Source organism: Micromonospora sp. RL09-050-HVF-A, from assembly GCF_019374995.1.
GTDB lineage: Bacteria > Actinomycetota > Actinomycetes > Mycobacteriales > Micromonosporaceae > Micromonospora > Micromonospora antibiotica.
The window spans coordinates 327,023-345,445 of the sequence record NZ_JAGKQP010000002.1 but is presented as its reverse complement, the minus strand read 5'-3'; the positions used below and the strand labels follow the sequence as shown (position 1 = coordinate 345,445).

Annotated in this window: 14 protein-coding genes and 1 pseudogene; 8 read left to right on the top strand and 7 right to left on the bottom strand. The window is 73.9% G+C overall.

Going from position 1 to position 18,423, the window contains the following annotated elements; all coding sequences use genetic code 11:
- The first annotated feature begins 612 nt into the window (after window positions 1-612).
- Both J7462_RS01830 and J7462_RS01825 read left to right on the top strand, forming a co-directional pair.
- A complete protein-coding gene (locus J7462_RS01830) occupies window positions 613-1,227 on the top strand; it encodes a methyltransferase domain-containing protein (protein WP_091239114.1) in 615 nt (204 codons plus the stop codon).
- Window positions 1,228-1,377: 150 nt separating this feature from the next.
- A complete protein-coding gene (locus tag J7462_RS01825; protein WP_219460876.1) occupies window positions 1,378-1,983 on the top strand; it encodes a bifunctional 2-polyprenyl-6-hydroxyphenol methylase/3-demethylubiquinol 3-O-methyltransferase UbiG in 606 nt (201 codons plus the stop codon).
- Between the two features lie 24 nt (window positions 1,984-2,007).
- Here J7462_RS01825 and eccB read toward each other — a convergent pair.
- Window positions 2,008-3,392 (bottom strand): annotated as a pseudogene (eccB, locus tag J7462_RS01820) (type VII secretion protein EccB).
- Window positions 3,393-3,586: 194 nt separating this feature from the next.
- Between eccB and J7462_RS01815 the strand changes: the two are divergent.
- Together J7462_RS01815 and J7462_RS01810 are read left to right on the top strand one after the other, a co-directional pair.
- Window positions 3,587-4,300 (top strand): spermidine synthase, encoded by a 714-nt coding sequence (locus J7462_RS01815; protein ID WP_219460872.1) that lies wholly within the window; start codon window positions 3,587-3,589, stop codon window positions 4,298-4,300.
- A gap of 204 nt (window positions 4,301-4,504) precedes the next feature.
- Window positions 4,505-4,684, top strand: a complete 180-nt coding sequence (locus tag J7462_RS01810; RefSeq protein ID WP_208566388.1) for a hypothetical protein — start codon at window positions 4,505-4,507, stop codon at window positions 4,682-4,684.
- A gap of 208 nt (window positions 4,685-4,892) precedes the next feature.
- On the opposite strand, the gene J7462_RS01805 is transcribed toward J7462_RS01810, so the two are convergent.
- Complete coding sequence (locus tag J7462_RS01805) at window positions 4,893-5,213, bottom strand: multidrug efflux SMR transporter (RefSeq protein ID WP_208566389.1); 321 nt, start codon at window positions 5,211-5,213, stop codon at window positions 4,893-4,895.
- Between the two features lie 277 nt (window positions 5,214-5,490).
- Here J7462_RS01805 and J7462_RS01800 point away from each other — a divergent pair, with 277 nt between their 5' ends.
- Window positions 5,491-6,507 carry a hypothetical protein gene (locus J7462_RS01800; RefSeq protein ID WP_219460870.1) on the top strand — a complete coding sequence of 339 codons (1,017 nt, stop codon included), beginning with the start codon at window positions 5,491-5,493 and terminating at the stop codon, window positions 6,505-6,507.
- A 29-nt stretch (window positions 6,508-6,536) separates the two neighbouring features.
- Here the strand turns inward: J7462_RS01800 and J7462_RS01795 are convergent, their stop codons facing one another.
- A complete protein-coding gene (locus J7462_RS01795; RefSeq protein ID WP_208566391.1) occupies window positions 6,537-7,682 on the bottom strand; it encodes an acyl-CoA desaturase in 1,146 nt (381 codons plus the stop codon).
- 14 nt (window positions 7,683-7,696) lie between these two features.
- Window positions 7,697-8,788, bottom strand: a complete 1,092-nt coding sequence (locus J7462_RS01790; RefSeq protein WP_219460867.1) for a ferredoxin reductase — start codon at window positions 8,786-8,788, stop codon at window positions 7,697-7,699.
- Between the two features lie 83 nt (window positions 8,789-8,871).
- On the opposite strand from J7462_RS01790, the gene J7462_RS01785 reads away from it, so the two are divergent.
- From J7462_RS01785 to J7462_RS33135, 3 genes are all read left to right on the top strand, one after another.
- Window positions 8,872-10,158, top strand: a complete 1,287-nt coding sequence (locus tag J7462_RS01785; RefSeq protein ID WP_219460864.1) for a CdaR family transcriptional regulator — start codon at window positions 8,872-8,874, stop codon at window positions 10,156-10,158.
- 162 nt (window positions 10,159-10,320) lie between these two features.
- Window positions 10,321-10,680 carry a hypothetical protein gene (locus J7462_RS01780; RefSeq protein WP_208566394.1) on the top strand — a complete coding sequence of 120 codons (360 nt, stop codon included), beginning with the start codon at window positions 10,321-10,323 and terminating at the stop codon, window positions 10,678-10,680.
- Window positions 10,677-11,753 (top strand): caspase domain-containing protein, encoded by a 1,077-nt coding sequence (locus tag J7462_RS33135; RefSeq protein ID WP_219460860.1) that lies wholly within the window; start codon window positions 10,677-10,679, stop codon window positions 11,751-11,753. Before J7462_RS01780 ends, J7462_RS33135 begins: the two co-directional genes overlap by 4 nt.
- A 3,741-nt stretch (window positions 11,754-15,494) precedes the next feature.
- Here J7462_RS33135 and J7462_RS01770 read toward each other — a convergent pair.
- From J7462_RS01770 to J7462_RS01760, 3 genes are read right to left on the bottom strand one after another with little or no spacing between them, the layout of a single operon-like run.
- Window positions 15,495-16,391, bottom strand: a complete 897-nt coding sequence (locus J7462_RS01770; protein ID WP_219460858.1) for a sulfite exporter TauE/SafE family protein — start codon at window positions 16,389-16,391, stop codon at window positions 15,495-15,497.
- Window positions 16,388-16,987: a rhodanese-like domain-containing protein gene (locus J7462_RS01765; RefSeq protein ID WP_219460854.1), complete on the bottom strand. Its 600-nt coding sequence runs from the start codon at window positions 16,985-16,987 to the stop codon at window positions 16,388-16,390. The genes J7462_RS01770 and J7462_RS01765 overlap by 4 nt, the downstream gene beginning before the upstream one ends.
- A 28-nt stretch (window positions 16,988-17,015) precedes the next feature.
- On the bottom strand, window positions 17,016-18,416 hold the full coding sequence (locus tag J7462_RS01760) for an MBL fold metallo-hydrolase (RefSeq protein ID WP_219460851.1): 1,401 nt from the start codon (window positions 18,414-18,416) through the stop codon (window positions 17,016-17,018).
- Window positions 18,417-18,423 lie beyond the last annotated feature (7 nt).

The following is an 18,423-nucleotide window of genomic DNA, read 5'->3' as shown; positions in this document are numbered from 1 at the left end:
CCACTGTGGGCAGGCGCGCAGGAACAGTCGATTGTGATCATGATCCCCCCCAGGACTTCACAATGGAAGCAGAATAGGGCTCGATGCGGCCGAGAAAAGATCATCGATCGGAGTCGGACCGAAGGGCCCACCGGCACCTGAAGATCGGACGGCGAAATTCGGCCGATCATCCCCCTAGCGCGAAAAGGAGTTTCAGCCTAAGCGCCTACCGGCAAGTAAATTTGCGGCAAAAGCCCCTGCAAACCGGCGATTTTCCACCGTGGACGGCACCTTAACGGCAGGTCAGGCGGGTTTCCACGACCGCCCGGCCCACGCCATCCTAGGGTCGACGGGCTGGACGGTCCCGCCCGACCGACGCCGTTCGCGCCGCCCGACGCCCGACCCCGCCGGCCCGGAGCAGGGGCGGCGCACACCCAGGGTGAGACCCCACGCCACCGAGCGTCACCTGGTAAGACCCGGTGCCAAACCGCCGCTCACGGGGGCTGACGATGGCCGCCCGGGTCCGTAGCATCTGTCGGGGTGCCCGCGTCGGGGTGGGCATCCGACGGCCGGCCGGGTGCCTCCGCACGCGCGCCGGGTGGCGACGTTGCGCGACGGGCAGAGAGGCCGGCGATGAGTCGAGCAGAGCAGGACACCGCGGCGGGCACCGAGGGCGAGGACTACACCCAACGGCTGCAGCGTCTCGGTGGCGCGCGCTGGAAGCAGGTGCTCGACGTGCAGGCGCCCTACCGGTGGAACCTCCAGCGGCTCGAGCTGGGGCGTACCCTCGACGTCGGCTGCGGCCTCGGTCGCAACCTGGCCAACCTGGGTGAGGGCGCGGTCGGGGTGGACCACAACCCGACGTCGGTGGCGCACGCCCGGGCCGCCGGCCTGGAGGCGTACACGATCGAGGAGTTCCACCAGTCCCCGCACGCCCGGCCCGGCGCGTTCGACGCGCTGCTCGCCGCCCACCTGCTGGAGCACCTGCCCGCCGAGGCGGCCCTGGAGGTCATCTCCGGCTACCTGCCGTTCCTGCGGTCCGGCGGCACCGCCGTCTTCATCACCCCCCAGGAGCGGGGGTACGCCAGCGACGCGACCCATGTCCGGTTCGTCGGCTTCGACGAGGCGGCGCAGGCGGCCCGCGATCTCGGCATGACGGTGGTCAAGCAGTACTCCTTCCCGTTCCCCCGGTCGATGGGCAAGGTCTTCACCTACAACGAGTTCGTCACGGTGGCCCAGCTGCCCTGAGCCGCGTCACCCGCAGGTGAAGGGCCAGCGGCAGGCGGACGCCGCGCGGCTCCTGCGGGCCTGCGACCGGGGGCCGCCGGTGTCGCGGGCCGGGACCCGAGCTGTCCGTGCCCGCCGCGTGGCACCCGGCAGGCCGGTTACCGTGGCGACATGACCAACCCGACCCGGTGGGCGACCGAGACCGGCCCCGAACACTCGCAGTGGTACATCGACCGGTTCCGGCGGCTCGCCGCCGAGGGTGCCGACCTGGCGGGTGAGGCCCGCCTGGTCGACGCGGTGGTGGCCCCCCGTTCGCGGATCCTCGACGCCGGCTGCGGCACCGGCCGGGTCGGTGCCGCCCTCGCCGCGCGGGGGCACCGGGTGGTCGGGGTCGACGCCGATCCCACCCTGATCGAGGCGGCCCGCGCCGACCACCCCGGGCCCCGCTGGCTGGTCGCCGACCTCACCGAGTTGGATCTCGCCGGCTCCGGCGAGGGGGAGCCCTTCGACGCCGCCGTGGTCGCCGGCAACGTGATGGCCTTTGTCGCCGCCGGCACCGAACCGACAGTGCTGACCCGGATCGCCGCCCACCTGCGCCCCGACGGGGTGGTGCTCGTCGGTTTCGGTCTCGACCGGGGTTACCGGCTCGACCACTTCGACGCCGACGTGGCCGCCGCCGGCCTCCGCCTCGACCAGCGCTTCGCCACCTGGGACCTGCGCCCCTGGCGGGACGACGCCGACTTCGCGGTCAGCCTGCTGCGCCGCCCGACCGGCTGAACCGCCCGGGGTGGGTGGAATCGGTCAGGACGGGGCGGCGACGGCCCGGGCGGCGGTCGGGTCGAGAGGGCTGCCGGCGGGGACCAGGCTGACCAGGCCGGCGGGGAGCCGGACCGGGGTGACCCCCTGGTAGCCGAGCATCCCGAGCACCTCACCGTCGGCGAGCACGTAGCGGCGGCCCAGGTCGGTGACCACGGAGACCGCACCGCCGTCGGCACCCGGCGCGGCCACCGACTCGACCACCGCGCCCCGGCCCGGCTCGACCAGCACCTGGTCCACGCGCACCCCGCCCGAGCCGTCGGCGGTGCGGGCGGCGGCCGAGAGGTCCGGCACGGTCGCGCCGACCCTGATGTCGCGGACCACGCCGTCGACGCCGACCCGGGCACAGAGCGCGCCGTCGTCCACGCCGGCCAGGCGCGGCGGGGCCGGAGGCGGCGCGGCCGGGCCGGCGGGCACCAGATCCGGCAGCTTGGGCAGCGCGGCGAACCGACCCAGGCTGACCGGGGCCGGTTCGTCCTGGCCGGTGCGGGCCATCAGCAGGGCGGCCTGGAGTTCGGTGATGCCGGCCAGGCCGGCCCGCTCGGCGACCGCGTACTGTCGGCCACCGCCGGAGTTGCGGACCAGGTAGACGTCCCCGATCGTCGCTCCGGCGACCTCGGCGGAGGGCTCGCCGAGACCGGCCACCGGGGCGGGGCCAGGTCGACGCCCGCCGGCAGGGCGTTGAGCAACGCCGGGGCGGCCGGAACCGCACGCTCCCGAGTGGCGGCCAGCGCCGCGAGCACCCGGGCGGTGTCGCGCAGCAGGTACCGGCGTTGGTGCCAGATCAGGTGCAGGCCGCCGTCCGGGTGCCGGACCAGGACCGCCTCCTCGGTGAGCCGCCGCCCGCCGGTCGCCTCCCGGCCGATCAGCAGGGCCGACCGGGAGGTCGCCCGACCCGCCTCCGTCGGCTCCAGCGAACACACCGTCCACGGGGCGGTGGAGAGCCGACCGGGGGCGGGCAGTGAATCCGGCGCGTCGGCGATGCCCAGTGGCAGGCCGCGCGGCACCCCCTCGATGGACCGACGCGACACCAGCACGGTGCGGGACCGGTCCGCCCCGACGATCAGCAGCGCCGACGCGTAGTTGAGCACCGGGTGCAACCTGCCGTCGCGGTAGACGAACCGGGCCCCGGACTCCTTTTCCACGACCACCGCCCCGGTGTCGCGCCAGGCCGACCCGCCACCGGCGAACAGACCGTAGAGGGCGAAGCCGCCCAGCCCGATCGCCGCGACCAGGACACTGGCCAACCCGGTGCCGGCCAACCGGCGAAACGGCGACCGCGCCGGGTCGGTCTCCCGCATGACCAGGGCGGCGACGGCCCGCTGCACGGTGAACTGGTAGGAGTGGAGCTGGTCCTGCCGCGACGGCATGGCGTCCCTTCCGCGAGTCCTCGGCGGACAGGATATGCGCTGTGTCGATGTCCCGTTGACCCTCCGTCGCCGACCGGCGGGCGCCGGGAGCCGGCCGGGGCGGACCCCGGCCGGCGGGCGTGCGCGAGCCGACACCGGTCCGAACCGGTCGCCCCGGTAGCATCCCGGCACGACGACGGTGGAAGGGTGGCCGGGTGGGCGTGCGATTCGAGGAACTGGCCTGGCGGGAGACCCCGATCGGCGCCATCAGCCTGCGCCGACGGCGCGACCCCGCACTCGACGTCGACGTGTACGAGGTCAAGCTCGACGACGAGTACCTGATGTCCAGCCTCTTTCCGGTGGCCGAGATCGAACTGGCCCGGCTGGGCCTGGCCCCGCTGGCCGACGAGCCGCTCGACGTGGTCGTCGGCGGCCTCGGCCTCGGCTACACCGCGCGTACCGCCCTGGAGGACGCCCGGGTGCGCTCGGTGCTGGTGGTGGAGACGATCGAGGACGTCATCGACTGGCACCGCCGCCAACTGCTCCCCTTCGCCGCCGGCCTCGCCCCGGACCCGCGGACCCGGTTCGTCCGGGCCGACTTCTTCGCCACCGTCGCCGCCGGCGTCGGCTTCGACCCGGACCAGCCCGACCGCCGCTTCCACGCGGTGCTGCTCGACGTCGACCACTCTCCCCGCAACGTGCTGCACCCCAGCCACGCCGCCTTCTACACCCCCGACGGCCTCCGCCGGCTGGCCGACCTGCTGCTGCCCGAGGGGGTGTTCGCGCTCTGGTCGGACGACCCGCCGGACGACGCGTTCGGCCGGGTCCTCGCCGAGGTGTTCCCCACCTGGCAGGCGCACGTCGTCCCGTTCGCCAACCCGCTGACCGGCGGGGAGTCCGCCAACACCGTCTACGTCGCCCGGCGCTGAGCCTGCGGCGACCCGCCCGACGCCCGTCCCACCGCTGCGGCCGGCCCAGGGGCACCGGCCGCTCGGGCCCGGTCCGGCACCGGCCACGCCGGCCCACCGGGAGGTGGCGCACCGCCCACGGGGCACGCGACGCGACGCAGGTCGAGGCGTACGGCGGCGGCAAACGGGAATGCCGCCCGGTCAGTGCTGTCAGAGGAGGTGGACATGCGGGCCATGCTCTTCGTCGTCGGTGTCGTCGGCGGCGCGCTCATCCTGCTCGGGCTGCTCCTGGAGGCGGTCCGCTGGCTGGCGATCATCGGTCTCGTCGCGCTGCTGGTGGTGATCGTGCTGGCGTTCCTGCGGGGACGGCAGGCGGTGCACCGGCACTCCGCAGGCCGCCGCTAGCCGACGCCGGTAACCACGCACGGACCCGGGTCCCGCCGTGCGGGCCCGGGTCCCGCCGCCTCCCCGGTGGCGTCGCACCGGCCACCGCGCCCACCGGCCACCGCGCCCACCGGGCGGCACCGGGAGGTGCCGACCCGGGCGATCCGGTGCCCACCCGCACGCACCCCGCCAGCGGCCCCGGCTGCGGGCCGGGGGCGAGGCGGCTGGCTCAGTGCGCCCCGCCGAGGTTGAGTACCACCACTCCCCCGATGATCAGGCCCACCCCGATCACCTTCGACGCGCTCAACGGCTCGCCGAGGAAGGCCGCGCCGATCGCGACGATCGCCGCGGTGCCCAGCCCCGACCACATCGCGTACGCCACCCCGACCGGAATGTCCCGGACGGCCAGCGCGAGCATCCCGAAGGCCAGCAGGTAGGCGACGGCCAGCCCCACCGTGGGCCAGAGCCGGGTGAACCCCTGCGTCGCCTTGAGCAGGCTGGTGCCGCCCACCTCGGCGCTGATCGCGATCAGCAGGAACACGTAGGCCATCTCAATCCCTCCGCTGCGTACCCCCATGATCGCGCACCGCCCCGGACGGCCCGGCGGGGTCTGACGCGGGACGGCCCGGCGGGGCCGGTCGCGTATCGGACACCGCGTAACCCGGCCCCGACCCCGACCGTCATACAGTCAGCACCGTCGTCTGGTCCGCCCGGTCGACACACCGGGACGGGCCGGTACGCCGGACCCACCCGCGCCGGTCGCGCCGGGTCCGGCCGACGTGGCGGGCCGGGCGGGTGCCGGGACCACCACGTCCGAAGGAGCCACCATGATCGGTCAACGAGTATTCGCCGGGGCTGCGGTCGGCCTGCTCACCGCGGCACTGGGCCTGCCCGGGACGGCGGCTGCCGACCCACGCCGGGACAGCCTGCGATACTGCGCGCTGCATCCGCTGCCGCTGCCGGCGGGGGTGACGCACGGCGAGGCCCAGGCGGTGGACCCGACGGGCCGGTTCGTCGCCGGCATCGGCACCCGGATCACCGACGGGGTGTGGGAGCAGGTCCTGCTGATCTGGCAGGGCAACCGGGTCACCGCCGTGGACACCCCGCTGGCCGGAGAGGTCACCGGGATCAACCCGGCCGGCGTGGTGATCGGCAACGGGTCCATGTCCGCGACGTACCGCCCCTGGCGTTACCAGGACGGCCTGCTCACCGAACTACCCGTCCCGGGGACCGTCTCGAACGTCTGGGCCGAGGGGATCAACGCACGCGGCGACATCGTGGGACACGGCTCGGTGGAGGCCACCGAGACCCAGCTCCCGCTGCGGTGGCCGGCTGACCGGCCGGACGCGGTCGAGACTGTCGCGCCGCTGACCGACGGGATCGCCAACGCGGTCCTGGACGACGGCAGCGTCGTCGGCACCTCGGTCGGGCCGTCCGGACCGCCGAGCTACGCGGGCTGGGTACGTCGCCCCGACGGCGGCATCCGCTGGCTCAGCGTGCCCGGCAAACCCCGCGCCTGGGCGAGCGCGGGCCGGGGCGACTGGGCCGCCGGTGGGGTGGACGACACCCCGGAGGAGGGCGACGGGACCCCCCAGCGGTGGAACCTGCGCACCGGGGCGGCGACGCCGGTCCATCCGGCGGTGGGGTGGCGGATCTACGGCGTGACGGCCAGCGGTGTGGTGCTCGGCGAGTCGGCGGTGGGGCACGGTGACCGGGTGACGCCGCTGCCCGGGGTGACCAACAAGATCCGCTTCGTCCGGGCGGGCGCGATCGCGGACAACGGCATGGTGGTCGGCTGGACCGTGGGTGACCGGCTCACCCCGGTGCGCTGGACCGGCTGCTGACGGGCCACGCGGCGGGCCCGGCCGCGGGGTCAGACGCCGGAGGTGGCGAGGGCGCGGGCCGGGCGCTCGTCGGTGGTCGGCCGGGCCGCCCCACGGTTGGGCAGGGACAGCCGGATGACCTTCCACCAGGCGGAGGCGACCTGCTTGGGCAGCGGGCCGGTGGTGTAGGACAGCCCGTACCTGTCGAACAGCGCCCGTACCTGCGGGGCGATCTCCTGGTAGCGCTTGCTGGGCAGGTCGGGGAAGAGGTGGTGCTCGATCTGGAAGGACAGGTTGCCGGTCATGACGTGCATCAGCCGGCTGCCGCTGATGTTGGCCGAGCCGAGCATCTGCCGCAGGTACCACTCACCCCGGGTCTCCCCCTCGATCGAGGTCTTGGAGAACGTCTCCACTCCGTTGGGGAAGTGCCCGCACATGATCACGGAGTGGCTCCACAGGTTGCGGATCAGGTTCGCGGTGAAGGTGGCGGCCAGGGTGCTGAGGAAGGACGGGCCGGACAGCAGCGGGTGGATGACGTAGTCCTTGAGCACCTGGCGGCGGATCTTGCGGCCGACCCCGCGCAGCCGGGCCCGGAACTCGGGGGTCTTGTGCCGGCCCTTGCGCAGGTTGCGGCCCAGCTCCAGGTCGTACGCGGCGATGCCGTACTCGAAGAAGCAGGCGTTGAGGAAGTTCCACAGCGGCTGGCCGAGGTGCATCGGGTACCACTTCTGGTCCTCGTCGACCCGCATGATGCCGTACCCGAGGTCGTTGTCCTTGCCCAGCACGTTGGTGTACGTGTGGTGCAGCTGGTTGTGCGAGTGCTTCCACTGCTCGGCCGGGGAGACGTGGTCCCACTCCCAGGTGGTGGAGTGGATCTTCGGGTCGCGCATGAAATCGTACTGGCCGTGCAGGATGTTGTGGCCGATCTCCATGTTCTCCAGGATCTTGGCCACCGCCAGGCCGGCGGTGCCGACCACCCAGGCCGGCGGGAAGAGCGAGAAGAGCAGCACCGCGCGGCTGCTCATCTCCAGTGTCCGCTGCGTCTTGATCACCTTGCGGATGTAGGCGGCGTCGCTCTCGCCGCGCTCGGCGAGCACCCGGTCCCGGATGGCGTCGAGCTCCTTGCCGAGGATCTCGATGTCCTCGGCACTCAGGTGGGCGATCGGGTTGACGGGCTTGTGCTGGATGACGGTCACGTCCGGCCTCCTGGTCAGAGATCGATGTCGCAGGTACCGGCCGCCGCCGACACGCAGGTCTGAATGAGCACACCGTCGCCGGGCAGGGCGGTGGTGAGGGTCCCGTCGCGCAGGTCGCGCACCGCGCCCTGGCGCAGCGGCAGCACGCAGCCGTAGCAGATGCCCATCCGGCAACCGGACGGCATCAGCGCCCCGGCGGCCTCACCGGCGTCGAGGATGGGGGTGCCGCCGTCGGCGGCGACGGTGAGGCCGGCCCGGGTGAAGGTGACGGTGCCGCCCTCACCGGGGGCGATGACCGTCGGCCGGAACCGCTCGGTGTGCAGCCGGTCGGCGACGCCGGCCGCCGCCCAGTGCTCCTGCACCGCGTCGAGCATCCCGACCGGGCCACACGCCCAGGTCTGCCGGTCGAGGTGGTCGGGCACCAGGTCGGCCAGCTCGTCGACGCCGAGCAGGCCGTCCCGGTCGGTGTGCCGCTCGACCAGCCGGATGCCGCCCTGGGCGGCCAGCGCACGCAGTTGCCCGCCGAACACGACGTCGTCCGGGGTCGGCGCGGAGTGCACCACCACCACGTCGGCCCGGGTGGGCACGCCGGAACGCAGCATGCCCATCACCGGGGTGATGCCGCTGCCGGCGGTGAGGAAGAGCACCCGGGCCGGGATCGGGTCGGGCAGGACGAAGTCGCCCGTCGCCTGGTCGAGCTGGACGATGGTGCCCACCCGGGTCCGGTGGACCAGGTGGTTGCTGACCCGGCCGTCGGGGATGGCCTTGACGGTGACGCTGATCAGGCCGTCGGGACGGTCCGGGGCGGAGGTCACCGAGTAGGCCCGCCACTGTCGCACCCCGTCGACGTCGACGCCGAGGCGGACGTACTGGCCGGGGAGGTGGCCATGCCAGTCGCGGCCGGGTTGGATGGTGAGGGTCGCCGCGTCCCGGGTCTCCGGGTCGACGGCGACGATCCGCCCGCGCAGGGCGGCCCCGGCGCGCAGCGGCGCGACCAGGTCGAGGTAGTCCGCCGGCAGCAGCGGGGTGGTGACCGTCTCGGCCAACCGCAGGAGCCGGTCCCGGACGGACGTCTTCGCCGGGGGATGCGGGACGGTGGTGGTCATGACCCCAGAGTGCTCGCTATTCCGCATAACATCTTGACCAAGGAAGGTGAATCCGATGCGGTAACTTGTGCGGAGGGAACAACATGCCGGAATCAGGGGCAGCCGGTCAGCTCGGCGGTCGACTGGAGCTCGACGCCCAGGTGGCCGAGCGGTTACGCGGCCGGCTGCCGATGGTCGCCGCACACACCGTCGCCACCATCACCGCCGAGGTGACCGCCTACTCCGGCACCCTCACCGGCCAGATGCGCGAGAAGATCGAAAACGCGGTACGGGTGGCGTTGGGCACCTTCCTCCAGCTCATCGAGCGGGCCGGGGCGGCCGACCCGAGCACCCCGCTGAGCCGGGCGCTGGAGGCCGCGTACGCGCTGGGCGCCGGGGAGGCGCGGGCCGGCCGGAGCATGGACGCGCTGCTGGCCGCGTACCGGGTGGGGGCCCGGGTGGCCTGGCGGGAGGTCTCCACCACCACCGTGCGCAGCGGGTTGTCCGCCGAGACGGTCGCCGAGTTCGCCGAGCTGATGTTCGCCTACATCGACGAACTCTCCGCCGCCAGTGTCGCCGGCCACTCCGACGAGTTGGCCAACGTCGGCCGGGCCCGGCGGCGCGACCTGGACCGGCTCACCCAGCACCTGCTCGCCGGTGATCCGGAGGAGGTACTACGGCGCAGCGCCGAACGGGCCGAGTGGTCCCCGCCGCAGACCCTGACCGTGGTGGTGCTGCCCCGCAGCAGCCTGCGCGGGGTGCTCGCGGTGCTGCCCCCGCACACCCTGGAGAGCGGCGAGGACCTGCCCGGGGCGCAGTGGGCCGAGGATGAGGCGCTGCTGCTCGTACCCGACATGCACGGCAGCCGGCGTCGGCAGCTCGGCACGGTGCTGCACGGGCACCGCGCGGTGCTCGGGCCGGCCCGCCCCTGGGTCGCGGTGGCCCGGTCGTACCAGCGGGTGTTGAAGGCGCTCGTGCTCGGTGTGCCGCGACCGGCGGACGGCGCCGCGCTGGACACCGAGCAGCACCTCGCCCGGTTGGTGCTGCACACCGACCCGGAGGCGCTGGCCGACCTGCGCGCCCAGGTGCTCGCGCCGTTGGCCGGCCTCTCCCCGGCGACCGCCGCGCGGCTGGCCGAGACGATGCGCTCCTGGCTGCTGCACCAGGGCCGCCGCGACGACGTCGCCGCCGACCTGTTCGTGCACCCGCAGACGGTCCGCTACCGGATGGGTCGGCTGCGCGAGCTGTACGGCGACCGGCTGCACGAGCCCGGCACGGTGCTCGACCTGACGGTGGCGCTGGCGTTCCCGCCCGCCGAGGGCGACGGCGGGCCCGCCGAGCACCCACCGGCCACCGCGCCTCCGCCTTCGTCCGACGCCCGGCGGCCGTGAGGTGGGACGCCGCGACCACGCTCCACGACGGACCGTCCGGCGTCCCACCACCTCGGCCACCGGGACCGGCCGCAGTGGACGGTCGGGGTGACTGTGTCGACAGGACGACAGGAACGCGTCCGGCGGCTGACAGCGCGCGAGGACGTGGGCCATGATGGCGGCATGCGTCTCATTTTCTCCGTCTCGGCCTCCGACGAGTCGCCGGTGCACGACCTTCGCGACGAGTTGGCGGCCGATCCGGAGCTGCGTGACGCCCGGGTCCGGCTGCTGCACACCGCCCCCGAACCGGGCACCCTGGGCGCGGCCGAGGTGCTGGAGTTCGTCGGCCAGGACGTCCTGCTGCCCGTGGTGATCCAGGCGGTGTACGACTGGTTCCAGGCCCGACGCGGCGCCCGTCGGGGTGCGGAGACCACCGTCACGGTCACCCTCACCGACAGCCCGGACGGCACCCGGGAGGTGAAGATCGAGGCGAGCGGCTCGGCCGAGGACGTCATCGCGGTGCTCCGGCAGGGCCTGCGGTGACCACTGCGCACCAACCACGCTTCGACCCGACGAAGTCCCGCGCCGTCCTGCTGGGCGTCAGCCGGTACGACCACCTGGCGCTGACCGTGCCTGCCGCCCGGGACAACATCGAGGCGTTGGCCACCGCGTTCGCCGACCCCGCCGTGTGGGGCCTGCCGAGGCGGCGGATCAACGTGGTGCACGACCCGTCGGCCGACGACCTGGCCGGCTACGTCGAGGACGCGGCGCAACTGGTCGGCGAGGACGGCGTGCTGGTGGTCTACTACGCCGGCCACGCCGTCCGGGTGGGCCGGTCGATGCGGCTGCTGCCCCGGGAGGCCACCGACAACCCCGGCACCGAGTTCCCGGTGGAGGGTTTCGTGGCCGCCGCGCAGGGCGCCGGCGCCCGGCACCGGCTGCTGATCCTCGACTGCTGTCACGCGGGCAACGCCAGCGCCGCCCTGCCGGCGGAGCCGTTCCGGGTGGACGAGGAACTCAGCGGCTGGCAACTGCTGGCGGCCGTCCGCAGCGGACCGGCGCTGGACGCCGGTCCGGAGGAGCTGCACACCCCGTTCACCAGGGCGCTGCTGGACGTCCTCGCCCACGGCCGGACGGATGCGGCGCAGTGGCTGACGCCCGCGGACGTGCTGCGGGAGGCCGGGGATCTGCTGGCCGGCGCGGGCTATCCCCGACCGGCCCGGAGCCCGGCCGAGTTCGACCGGGGCTGGGTGCGCAACGTGGCCTGGCGACCGCCGGAGAAACGGCCGGTGCCGTTCCCCCGCCGGTCGCCGGGGGCACCCGGTGAGCACAGCGACCGGGCCGGTTTCGAGAGTGCCTGGCCGATGCGTCAGGTGCCGTTCGAGGGCCGGGTCCCGGAGCTGGCCCGGGGGCGGCCAGCCTGGGGAAGCAGGGTGCCGTCCTGCCGGTCGTCGGGCCCCGGCACGCGGGCAAGCGGTACTTCGTCGACGAGGTGCTGGCCCGCTTCGCCGAGCAGGCCGATCGGGTCGCCGACGTGGCCCTGCTGCGACTGGACATTCCCAACAGCAGTGCGCCCGAGCCGGTGCTCGGGGTGCTCGCCCGGGAACTCGACGTGACCATCGACGACGTCACCGACTACGGCGTGGACTACCCGGAGGCGGTCCGGCTGACCCTGGTCGACGAGTTGCAGAAGCAGCTGCACCGGCGTCGGCTGATCCTGTTCGTGGAGGGGTCCCGGCTGGGCACCACGCCGGAGGTGGTCCGGGCCGAGCTGGAGCGGCTGCTGGAGCTGCCGGTGTTCGACCAGGCGCTGGTCATCGTGGCGACCCGGGCACCGGTCAGCGTCAGCGGCGACGGCCGGCTGCGCTACCTGCCGGTGATCCAGCTGCGGGAACTCAGCGAGGACGAGGCCACCGCGCTGGTCGACCAGGTGCTCTCCGACCCGGTGTACGGCGGCGGTCTGACCATCGCCGGGCTCGCCGAGGGGCGGCTCTGGACGGAGCTGGACGACAAGCTGGTCCGGCTGCCGGGGGTGCTGCACAACGGGATCGACGAGCTCGCCAACGACGTGCTCAACAAGCGGATCGAACAGGCCGGCGTCGAGCACCTGGTCGACGCGCTGCTGCGCCGCTCCGCCGCGACGGTCGGCGCGGGTCTGCGGGACGTTGACTGCTTCGCGCTGTGGACCGGCACCGACGGCGGACGGGGTCGACCGGGCGCGCTGGCCGTGTTGACCGCCTGGGCCGTCACCGACGGTCTGTGGATGTCCTCCGAGCTGTTCGAGTCGATGGGGTGCGGGCTCACCGCGATGGCCACCCACCACCTGGTCGAGGCGCGCATCCTCACCCAGCAGGAACACGACGGCACGCTCTGGCTCGACCTGGGCCGGTCGACCCGGCACGCGTTGAGCAACGCGCTGACCGCCACCCTGCGCGGCACCGGCGGCGGCAACGTCTACGGCCGGGCCCTCGTCGACGGCGCCGAACTGACCCCCGACCAGCTCGACGAACCGGTCGCCGAGGCGATGTTCGCCCTGGTCATGGCGGTGCTGACGCAGCGGCAACGGCACCCGGCCAACTCCGACCGGCACGTCATGAAAGGCATCGACCGGGCGATCGGCTGCCTCGACGAGACCGTGGGCGGGTATCCCCGGCTGCGGGAGACGCTGGCCAAGCTCGCCGCCGCGCACTCCGGGGACGCGGCGTTCAGCCCGGTGCTGCTGGAGGCCGCGACCACGCCGTCCGCCGCCGACCCGGTCGGCACGCCGGCCGACGCCGAGTCACCGTCGGACGGCGGGGAGACCCGCTCCGAGCGGCCGGTGCGCGCCTCCGGTTATCCGGTGGTCGCCGGTGCCGCCCAGCTCAACCAGGCGATGCGGGCCACCGGGCAGACCCAGCAGGTACGCGAAGCGTTCGTGGCCGCCGCCGACGCCGTCGCGGAGGCGATCGGGCAGGCCGACCGGGACGCGTTGTCACACCGGTTGCTGAAGTCGATCGACACCGCGCTGTTCATCGGTGGCCGTCGGCTGCGGGCGGGGACCAGCCTGCTGCCGGCCCGGGAGCGGGCCGCGCCGGTGCTGGCCGAGTGCGCCCGGGCGGCCGGCGGCAGCCGACCCGACCTGATCAACGTGGCCATCTCCTGGCTGCTCAACACCGTCGACCTCCAGCTGACCTCGGGACGGGTCACCGACTCGCAGGCCGCGCTCGGCACCGCCTTCGCCCTGTTCGACCTGATGCCCGAACCGGTGACCCTGCGGGACCGGTTCGCGGTGTTGCAGATGCGCCACCGGCTGCTGTGCGGCCGGGCCCGGGGGCAGCACCGCCTGGCCGACCGGGTGACGACGCTGTCCGAGGCGACGGCCGCGGTCGAGGAGGGATTGGCCCTGTCCGCGTCGGACAGCGACCGGGGTCTGTGGAGCATGCGGCTGTGCGGGGTGGCGACGCTGCTGGTCGCCGAGCAGCCGACCTTCGCCGACCAGTCGGCGACGGGCCGGCGGGTCGTCGAGGCGCTGACGTCGTCGTGGGGTTCGCCGGGCCGGTGGCCGAGCGACACCCGGATGTACGTGTGGCGGCTGCTGCACGCCGTGCACCGCGGCGACCCGGACGTGGTCAGCCAACTGGAGGCCGCGAAGCAGACGATGGCCCTGGTGCTGACCGCCGGGGAGTTCGCGCTGTTGCCGGGCATCGAGGCGGAGGTGCACCTGTTCGTCGCGCACTGCCTGCGCCGCAACAACCGGTTCGGTGACGCGACGACCGAGGCCGAGACCGCCCTGGAGTGCGCCAGACGGGCGCACGGCGACCAGCCGGGCGCCCAGTCGCTGCTGCGTGAGCTGCGCATCCAACGCGAGTTGGGGGGGTGGCGGGCCGAGGTGGACACGCCGGCACGCGGCGACGCACCCCGTACCCGGGTCCGGGACCAGAAGCTGTTGCGTCGGATCCGGGAGGTGCAGTCCTGGCTGGCCGATCAGGAGCACACCACCTGGCACCACGCGGTGCTCGACCTGTGGTGCCACCGGGCCCGGTGGAGCAACGAGGGCAACCTGCTGGCCGCCTCCACCCCGGAGGGGCGCGACGTCAGCAGCATCCCGCATCAGGAACGGCTGACCAACATCGGTCGGCTCTACCGGGTGCGCCGGGACAAGCTCGACGGTCACCTGCGGCGGTTCAGCCACTCCATCGAGCTGTTGCAGATGGAGGTGGGGCTGGAGCGGCAATACCGGCGGTGGCTGGGGGTGCTGGAGACCTACCGGGACGAGCAGGGGGTGACCCGACGCAACGACGTCGACAACAGCGCGGTGTGGGATCTCATCCGGGCCGCCGAGCAGCGCTGGCCGGACCACCCGGGGGTGCTGGAGGTCCGGGCGGAGTTCCACCGCTACATCTGGGAGTACCGGCGGGCGATCGAGGCCTACCGACGGTTGACCGTCACCGCCCCCGACGGTCGGGGGCGGTTGCGGCACGGGCTGGCCATGGTGGAGGCGGTGGTCGGTTACGCCCAGTTCTCCTGGCCCCGCAACGATCCCGACCCCCGTCCGCTGCTGGTCGAGGCGGGTGAGCTGCTCGCCGCCGAGGAACGGGAGGGGCCGTTCCTGGAGCAGTTGGTGATCCTGCGTACCCGGGTCGACCTGGAGCTGGCCCGGGAGATCGATTGGGCCGACGTCGAGAAGGTCGCCGGCGAGATCATGAGCAGCGACGGCTACACCGCCGGTGTCGCGGCGATGCTCAACCGGCGGTGGAGCGGCGACGCCGTGGTCACCAGCCTCGCCGATCCGGGGGTGTGGCGGATCGCCGAGGGCAGCCGGTTCGCCGACCAGCTGCACCAGCTCTTCGACACCTCCCCCCGGGTGCATCCGCTGGCCGACCGGGAGGTGACCGACGAGGCCCACTCGACGATCGCCGACTTCCTGCGGGAGAACTTCACCGAGGTCCAGCTCCTGCGTGGCCTCGGTGCGGTCTACCTGCGGATGGCCGAGCTGCACCGGCAGCCCGAGCAGGCCGGCCGGGCCTTCCACTTCTTCGACGGGTGCCGGGTCTTCCAGCAGGTCCACCTCGCCGGCCGGGTCACCCCGGTCACCCGGTTCCTGATGGCCCGGGCGATCCTGCTGGCCGCGGAGCTGACCCAGTCCGCCGACCCGATCGAGGGCCCGTGCCCGTGGGAGGGCAAGAGCTGGCTGGAGTACGCCGACCGGCTCCTGCAGTCGTGCAAGGACGAGTCGGTGGGTGAGTTCGGCAAGCAGTGCAGCCACTTCCGGAAGGTGACCACGGAGCTGCTGCGGAGCATCCGGTCCCGGCAGGGGATGGAGAAGATGCGCAACCTGCGCCGCCCCCGGTGACCGGTGCCCGCCCCGGACGGGGTGGTCAGCCGGCGGGTCGGGTCGACCCCCGGTCGACGCCGACCGGTGCGCCGGGCGACCGGCGGGCACAGGCCAGCGCGGCGAGCACCGCACCGACCGCGAGGCCGGCCAGCCCGGTCCAGAGCGCCGGGTCGGCCCGCACCCCGCCGGGCAGCTGCCGGACCAGCACGAAGCCGCCCATCACCAGCACGAACCAGCCGAACGACCGGCGCAGCACGTCGGCCGGCACCCGGCTGGTGAGCAGCCCGCCGAGCAGGCTGCCGAGCACGGCGGCCACGGTGACGGCGGCCGCCAGCGGCCAGTTGATGTCGACGGTCCAGAGGTAGCCGGCGAGGCCGGCGAACGACTTCATCGCGATGACCAGCAGCGAGGTGCCGATCGCGACCGGCACGGGCAGGCCGCCGAGCAGGGCCAGCGCGGGCACCACGAGGAATCCCCCGCCCGCCCCGACGAGGCCGGTGGCCAGCCCGACCACCGCCCCGTCGGCGAGCACCCGGGCCAGGGGCAGCTCGCGCGGTCCGGCCGCCTCCCCGGTGGTGCGTCGACCCCGGATCATGGCGGCGGCGGTGGCCAGCATCAGCACCGCGAAGCCGGTGAGCAGGAGCGTCGGCGGGAGGTGACCGGAAAGCCGCCCACCGGCGTACGCCCCGGCCATGCCGGCGAGCCCGAACACCAGCCCGGTACGCCAACGGACCCGGTGCGCCCGGGCGTGCGGCAGCACCCCGACGAGGCTGGTGACACCGACGACGAGCAGGGAGGTGGCGATGGCCTCCCGTACCGGCAGGTCGGCGACGTAGACCAGCAACGGCACGGCCAGGATGGAACCGCCGCCGCCCAGCAGGCCGAGGCTGACCCCGATCAGCACGGCCAACCCGACGGTCAGCGGCAGGGTGGCGCTCACCCCTGCCGTCCGGTGTCATCGCGCAGCTGGGCGACGACACCGTCCAGGTCGCATCCGGCACCCCGGTTGTACGGCAGCCGGCCCAGCAGCATGCCCATGGCACAGGTGTCGGTGAGGGCGGCGACGGTGAGCCCGCCGCCGATCAGCGCGGCGACCCACTTCAGGCCCGGCACCAGCACCGAACCGAGGACGCTGACCAGCACGATCGACCCGGCGACGAGGCGTACCTGCCGTTCCAGGTCCCAGCGCGGGGTGCCCCGCCGGACCGGTGCGGAGGTCTTCTCCCAGGCGAGCATGCCGCCGTCGAGGACCCGCAGGTGGGGTAGCCCGGCGGGGGCGAGCGCCTGACCGGCCTGGCCGGCCCGTGCGCCGGAGCGGCAGACCAGCACCACCTCCTCGTCGAGGTGCCGTCGTAGTTCGTCGCGGTGCTCGCGAAGCAGGTCGAGCGGAACGTTGTAGGCGCCGGGAATGTGCGCGGTCTCGAACTCGGCCGGGGTGCGGACGTCCAGCAGCCGGGGTGCCCGGCCGGAGTCGACCAGGGCACGCAGGGTGTCGGTGTCGACGGTGGCCTCGCGGGTGGGGTCGGTGGGGTCCATCTCTCCTCGTTTCGGGTTCGCCGGGGTCTCAGGCGGGGGTGGTGAGGGTGAGGCCGGCCGGCGCGGCCCGGTCGAACCGGTCGTCGACGACGACCACCGTCCGGCCGGCGTTGGCCAGCAGGGACGCGGCGGCACTGGCCCGGTAGCCGGAGCCGCAGTGCACCCAGATCGCGCCGGGGGGAATCTCGGCGAGCCGCGCCGACAGTTCGGGCAGCGGGACGTGTACGGCGTCGGTGAGGTGCCCGGCCGTCCACTCGTTGGTCATCCGCACGTCCAGGACGACCTGCGGGGCGGGCAGCCCGGCGGGCGGGTTCCCGACGCGGGCGGCGGCCAGGGCCGCGAAGTCGGCGACGGGCTGCTCGCGGAGCTGTCCGGGGTCGGCGGCCCACCGCTCGGGGCCACCGGTGGCCTGGGCGGCAGGCCGGTCGATGCCGATGCGGGCCAGTTCCCGCTGGGCCTCGGCGACCTGTTCCGGGGTCTCGGCGAGCAGGGTGAGCGGGGTGCCCCAGTCGATCAGCCAGCCGAGCCAGGTGGACATCGGCCCGTCGAGGCCGAGGCTGACCGTGCCGGCCAGGTGCGCGGCGGCGTACGCCTTGCGGTGCCGCAGGTCGACCACCCACTGCCCGGCGGCGATCCGTTCGCGCAGTTGCCCGGCGTCGGCGCGGGTCGCCGGGGTGAGGTCGATCGGCGGCGCACCGGCGGCGTTGATGGCCCCCATGTGCGCGTAGTACGCCGGGTGGGCGTCCAGGCCGGCCAGGATGTCGGTGACGAAGTCGTCGGCGGCGAGCCGGAGCACCGGGTTGACCTGCCGTTCCCGGCCGATGGTGGAGTCCGGGGCGTCGGCCTGGGTGGCGGAGCAGAAGCTGCCGAAGCCGTGGGTGGGCCAGACCTGGGTGCCGTCGGGCAGCAGGTCGGCCAGCCGTCGGGCGGAGGTGTGCTGGCGGTGGGCGAGTTCGTGGGCGTGCTGCTGGCCGAGCAGGTCGGTGCGGCCGGTGGTGCCGAACAGCAGGGAGCCGCCGGTGAACACGCCGACCGGCTGCCAGCCGTCGTCGGTGGCGGTGTCCAGGACGTACGACAGGTGGTGGAAGGTGTGGCCGGGGGTGGCGACCACCCGCAGCCGCAGGGTGTCCGACACGGGCACCTCGTCGCCGTCGTCGACCGGGGTCCGGGGGAATCCGACCTGGTCGGCGGCGGCCACCAGGTATTCGGCCCCGGTGAGCCGGGCAAGTTCCCGGCCGCCGGAGACGTAGTCGTTGTGCAGGTGGGTCTCCACCACGTGGGTGATCCGGACGTCGCGCTGGCCGGCCAGGCGCAGGATGCGGTCGACGTCGCGCTGCGGGTCGACCACGACCGCCACCCGGCCGTCGGAGGCCAGGTAGCTGCGGTCGCCGAGGGAGGACGTGCTGAGCACCGTCACCTCAACAGTCATGACAAAC

Coding starts and splice junctions, on each gene's coding strand:
- J7462_RS01805 (WP_208566389.1), bottom strand. CDS start 5,213: ATGGCCTACGTGTTCCTGCTGATCGCGATCAGCGCCGAGGTGGGCGGC.
- J7462_RS01830 (WP_091239114.1), top strand. CDS start 613: ATGAGTCGAGCAGAGCAGGACACCGCGGCGGGCACCGAGGGCGAGGAC.
- J7462_RS01760 (WP_219460851.1), bottom strand. CDS start 18,416: ATGACTGTTGAGGTGACGGTGCTCAGCACGTCCTCCCTCGGCGACCGC.
- J7462_RS01790 (WP_219460867.1), bottom strand. CDS start 8,788: ATGACCACCACCGTCCCGCATCCCCCGGCGAAGACGTCCGTCCGGGAC.
- J7462_RS01780 (WP_208566394.1), top strand. CDS start 10,321: ATGCGTCTCATTTTCTCCGTCTCGGCCTCCGACGAGTCGCCGGTGCAC.
- J7462_RS01825 (WP_219460876.1), top strand. CDS start 1,378: ATGACCAACCCGACCCGGTGGGCGACCGAGACCGGCCCCGAACACTCG.
- J7462_RS01800 (WP_219460870.1), top strand. CDS start 5,491: ATGATCGGTCAACGAGTATTCGCCGGGGCTGCGGTCGGCCTGCTCACC.
- J7462_RS01765 (WP_219460854.1), bottom strand. CDS start 16,987: ATGGACCCCACCGACCCCACCCGCGAGGCCACCGTCGACACCGACACC.
- J7462_RS01785 (WP_219460864.1), top strand. CDS start 8,872: ATGCCGGAATCAGGGGCAGCCGGTCAGCTCGGCGGTCGACTGGAGCTC.
- J7462_RS01810 (WP_208566388.1), top strand. CDS start 4,505: ATGCGGGCCATGCTCTTCGTCGTCGGTGTCGTCGGCGGCGCGCTCATC.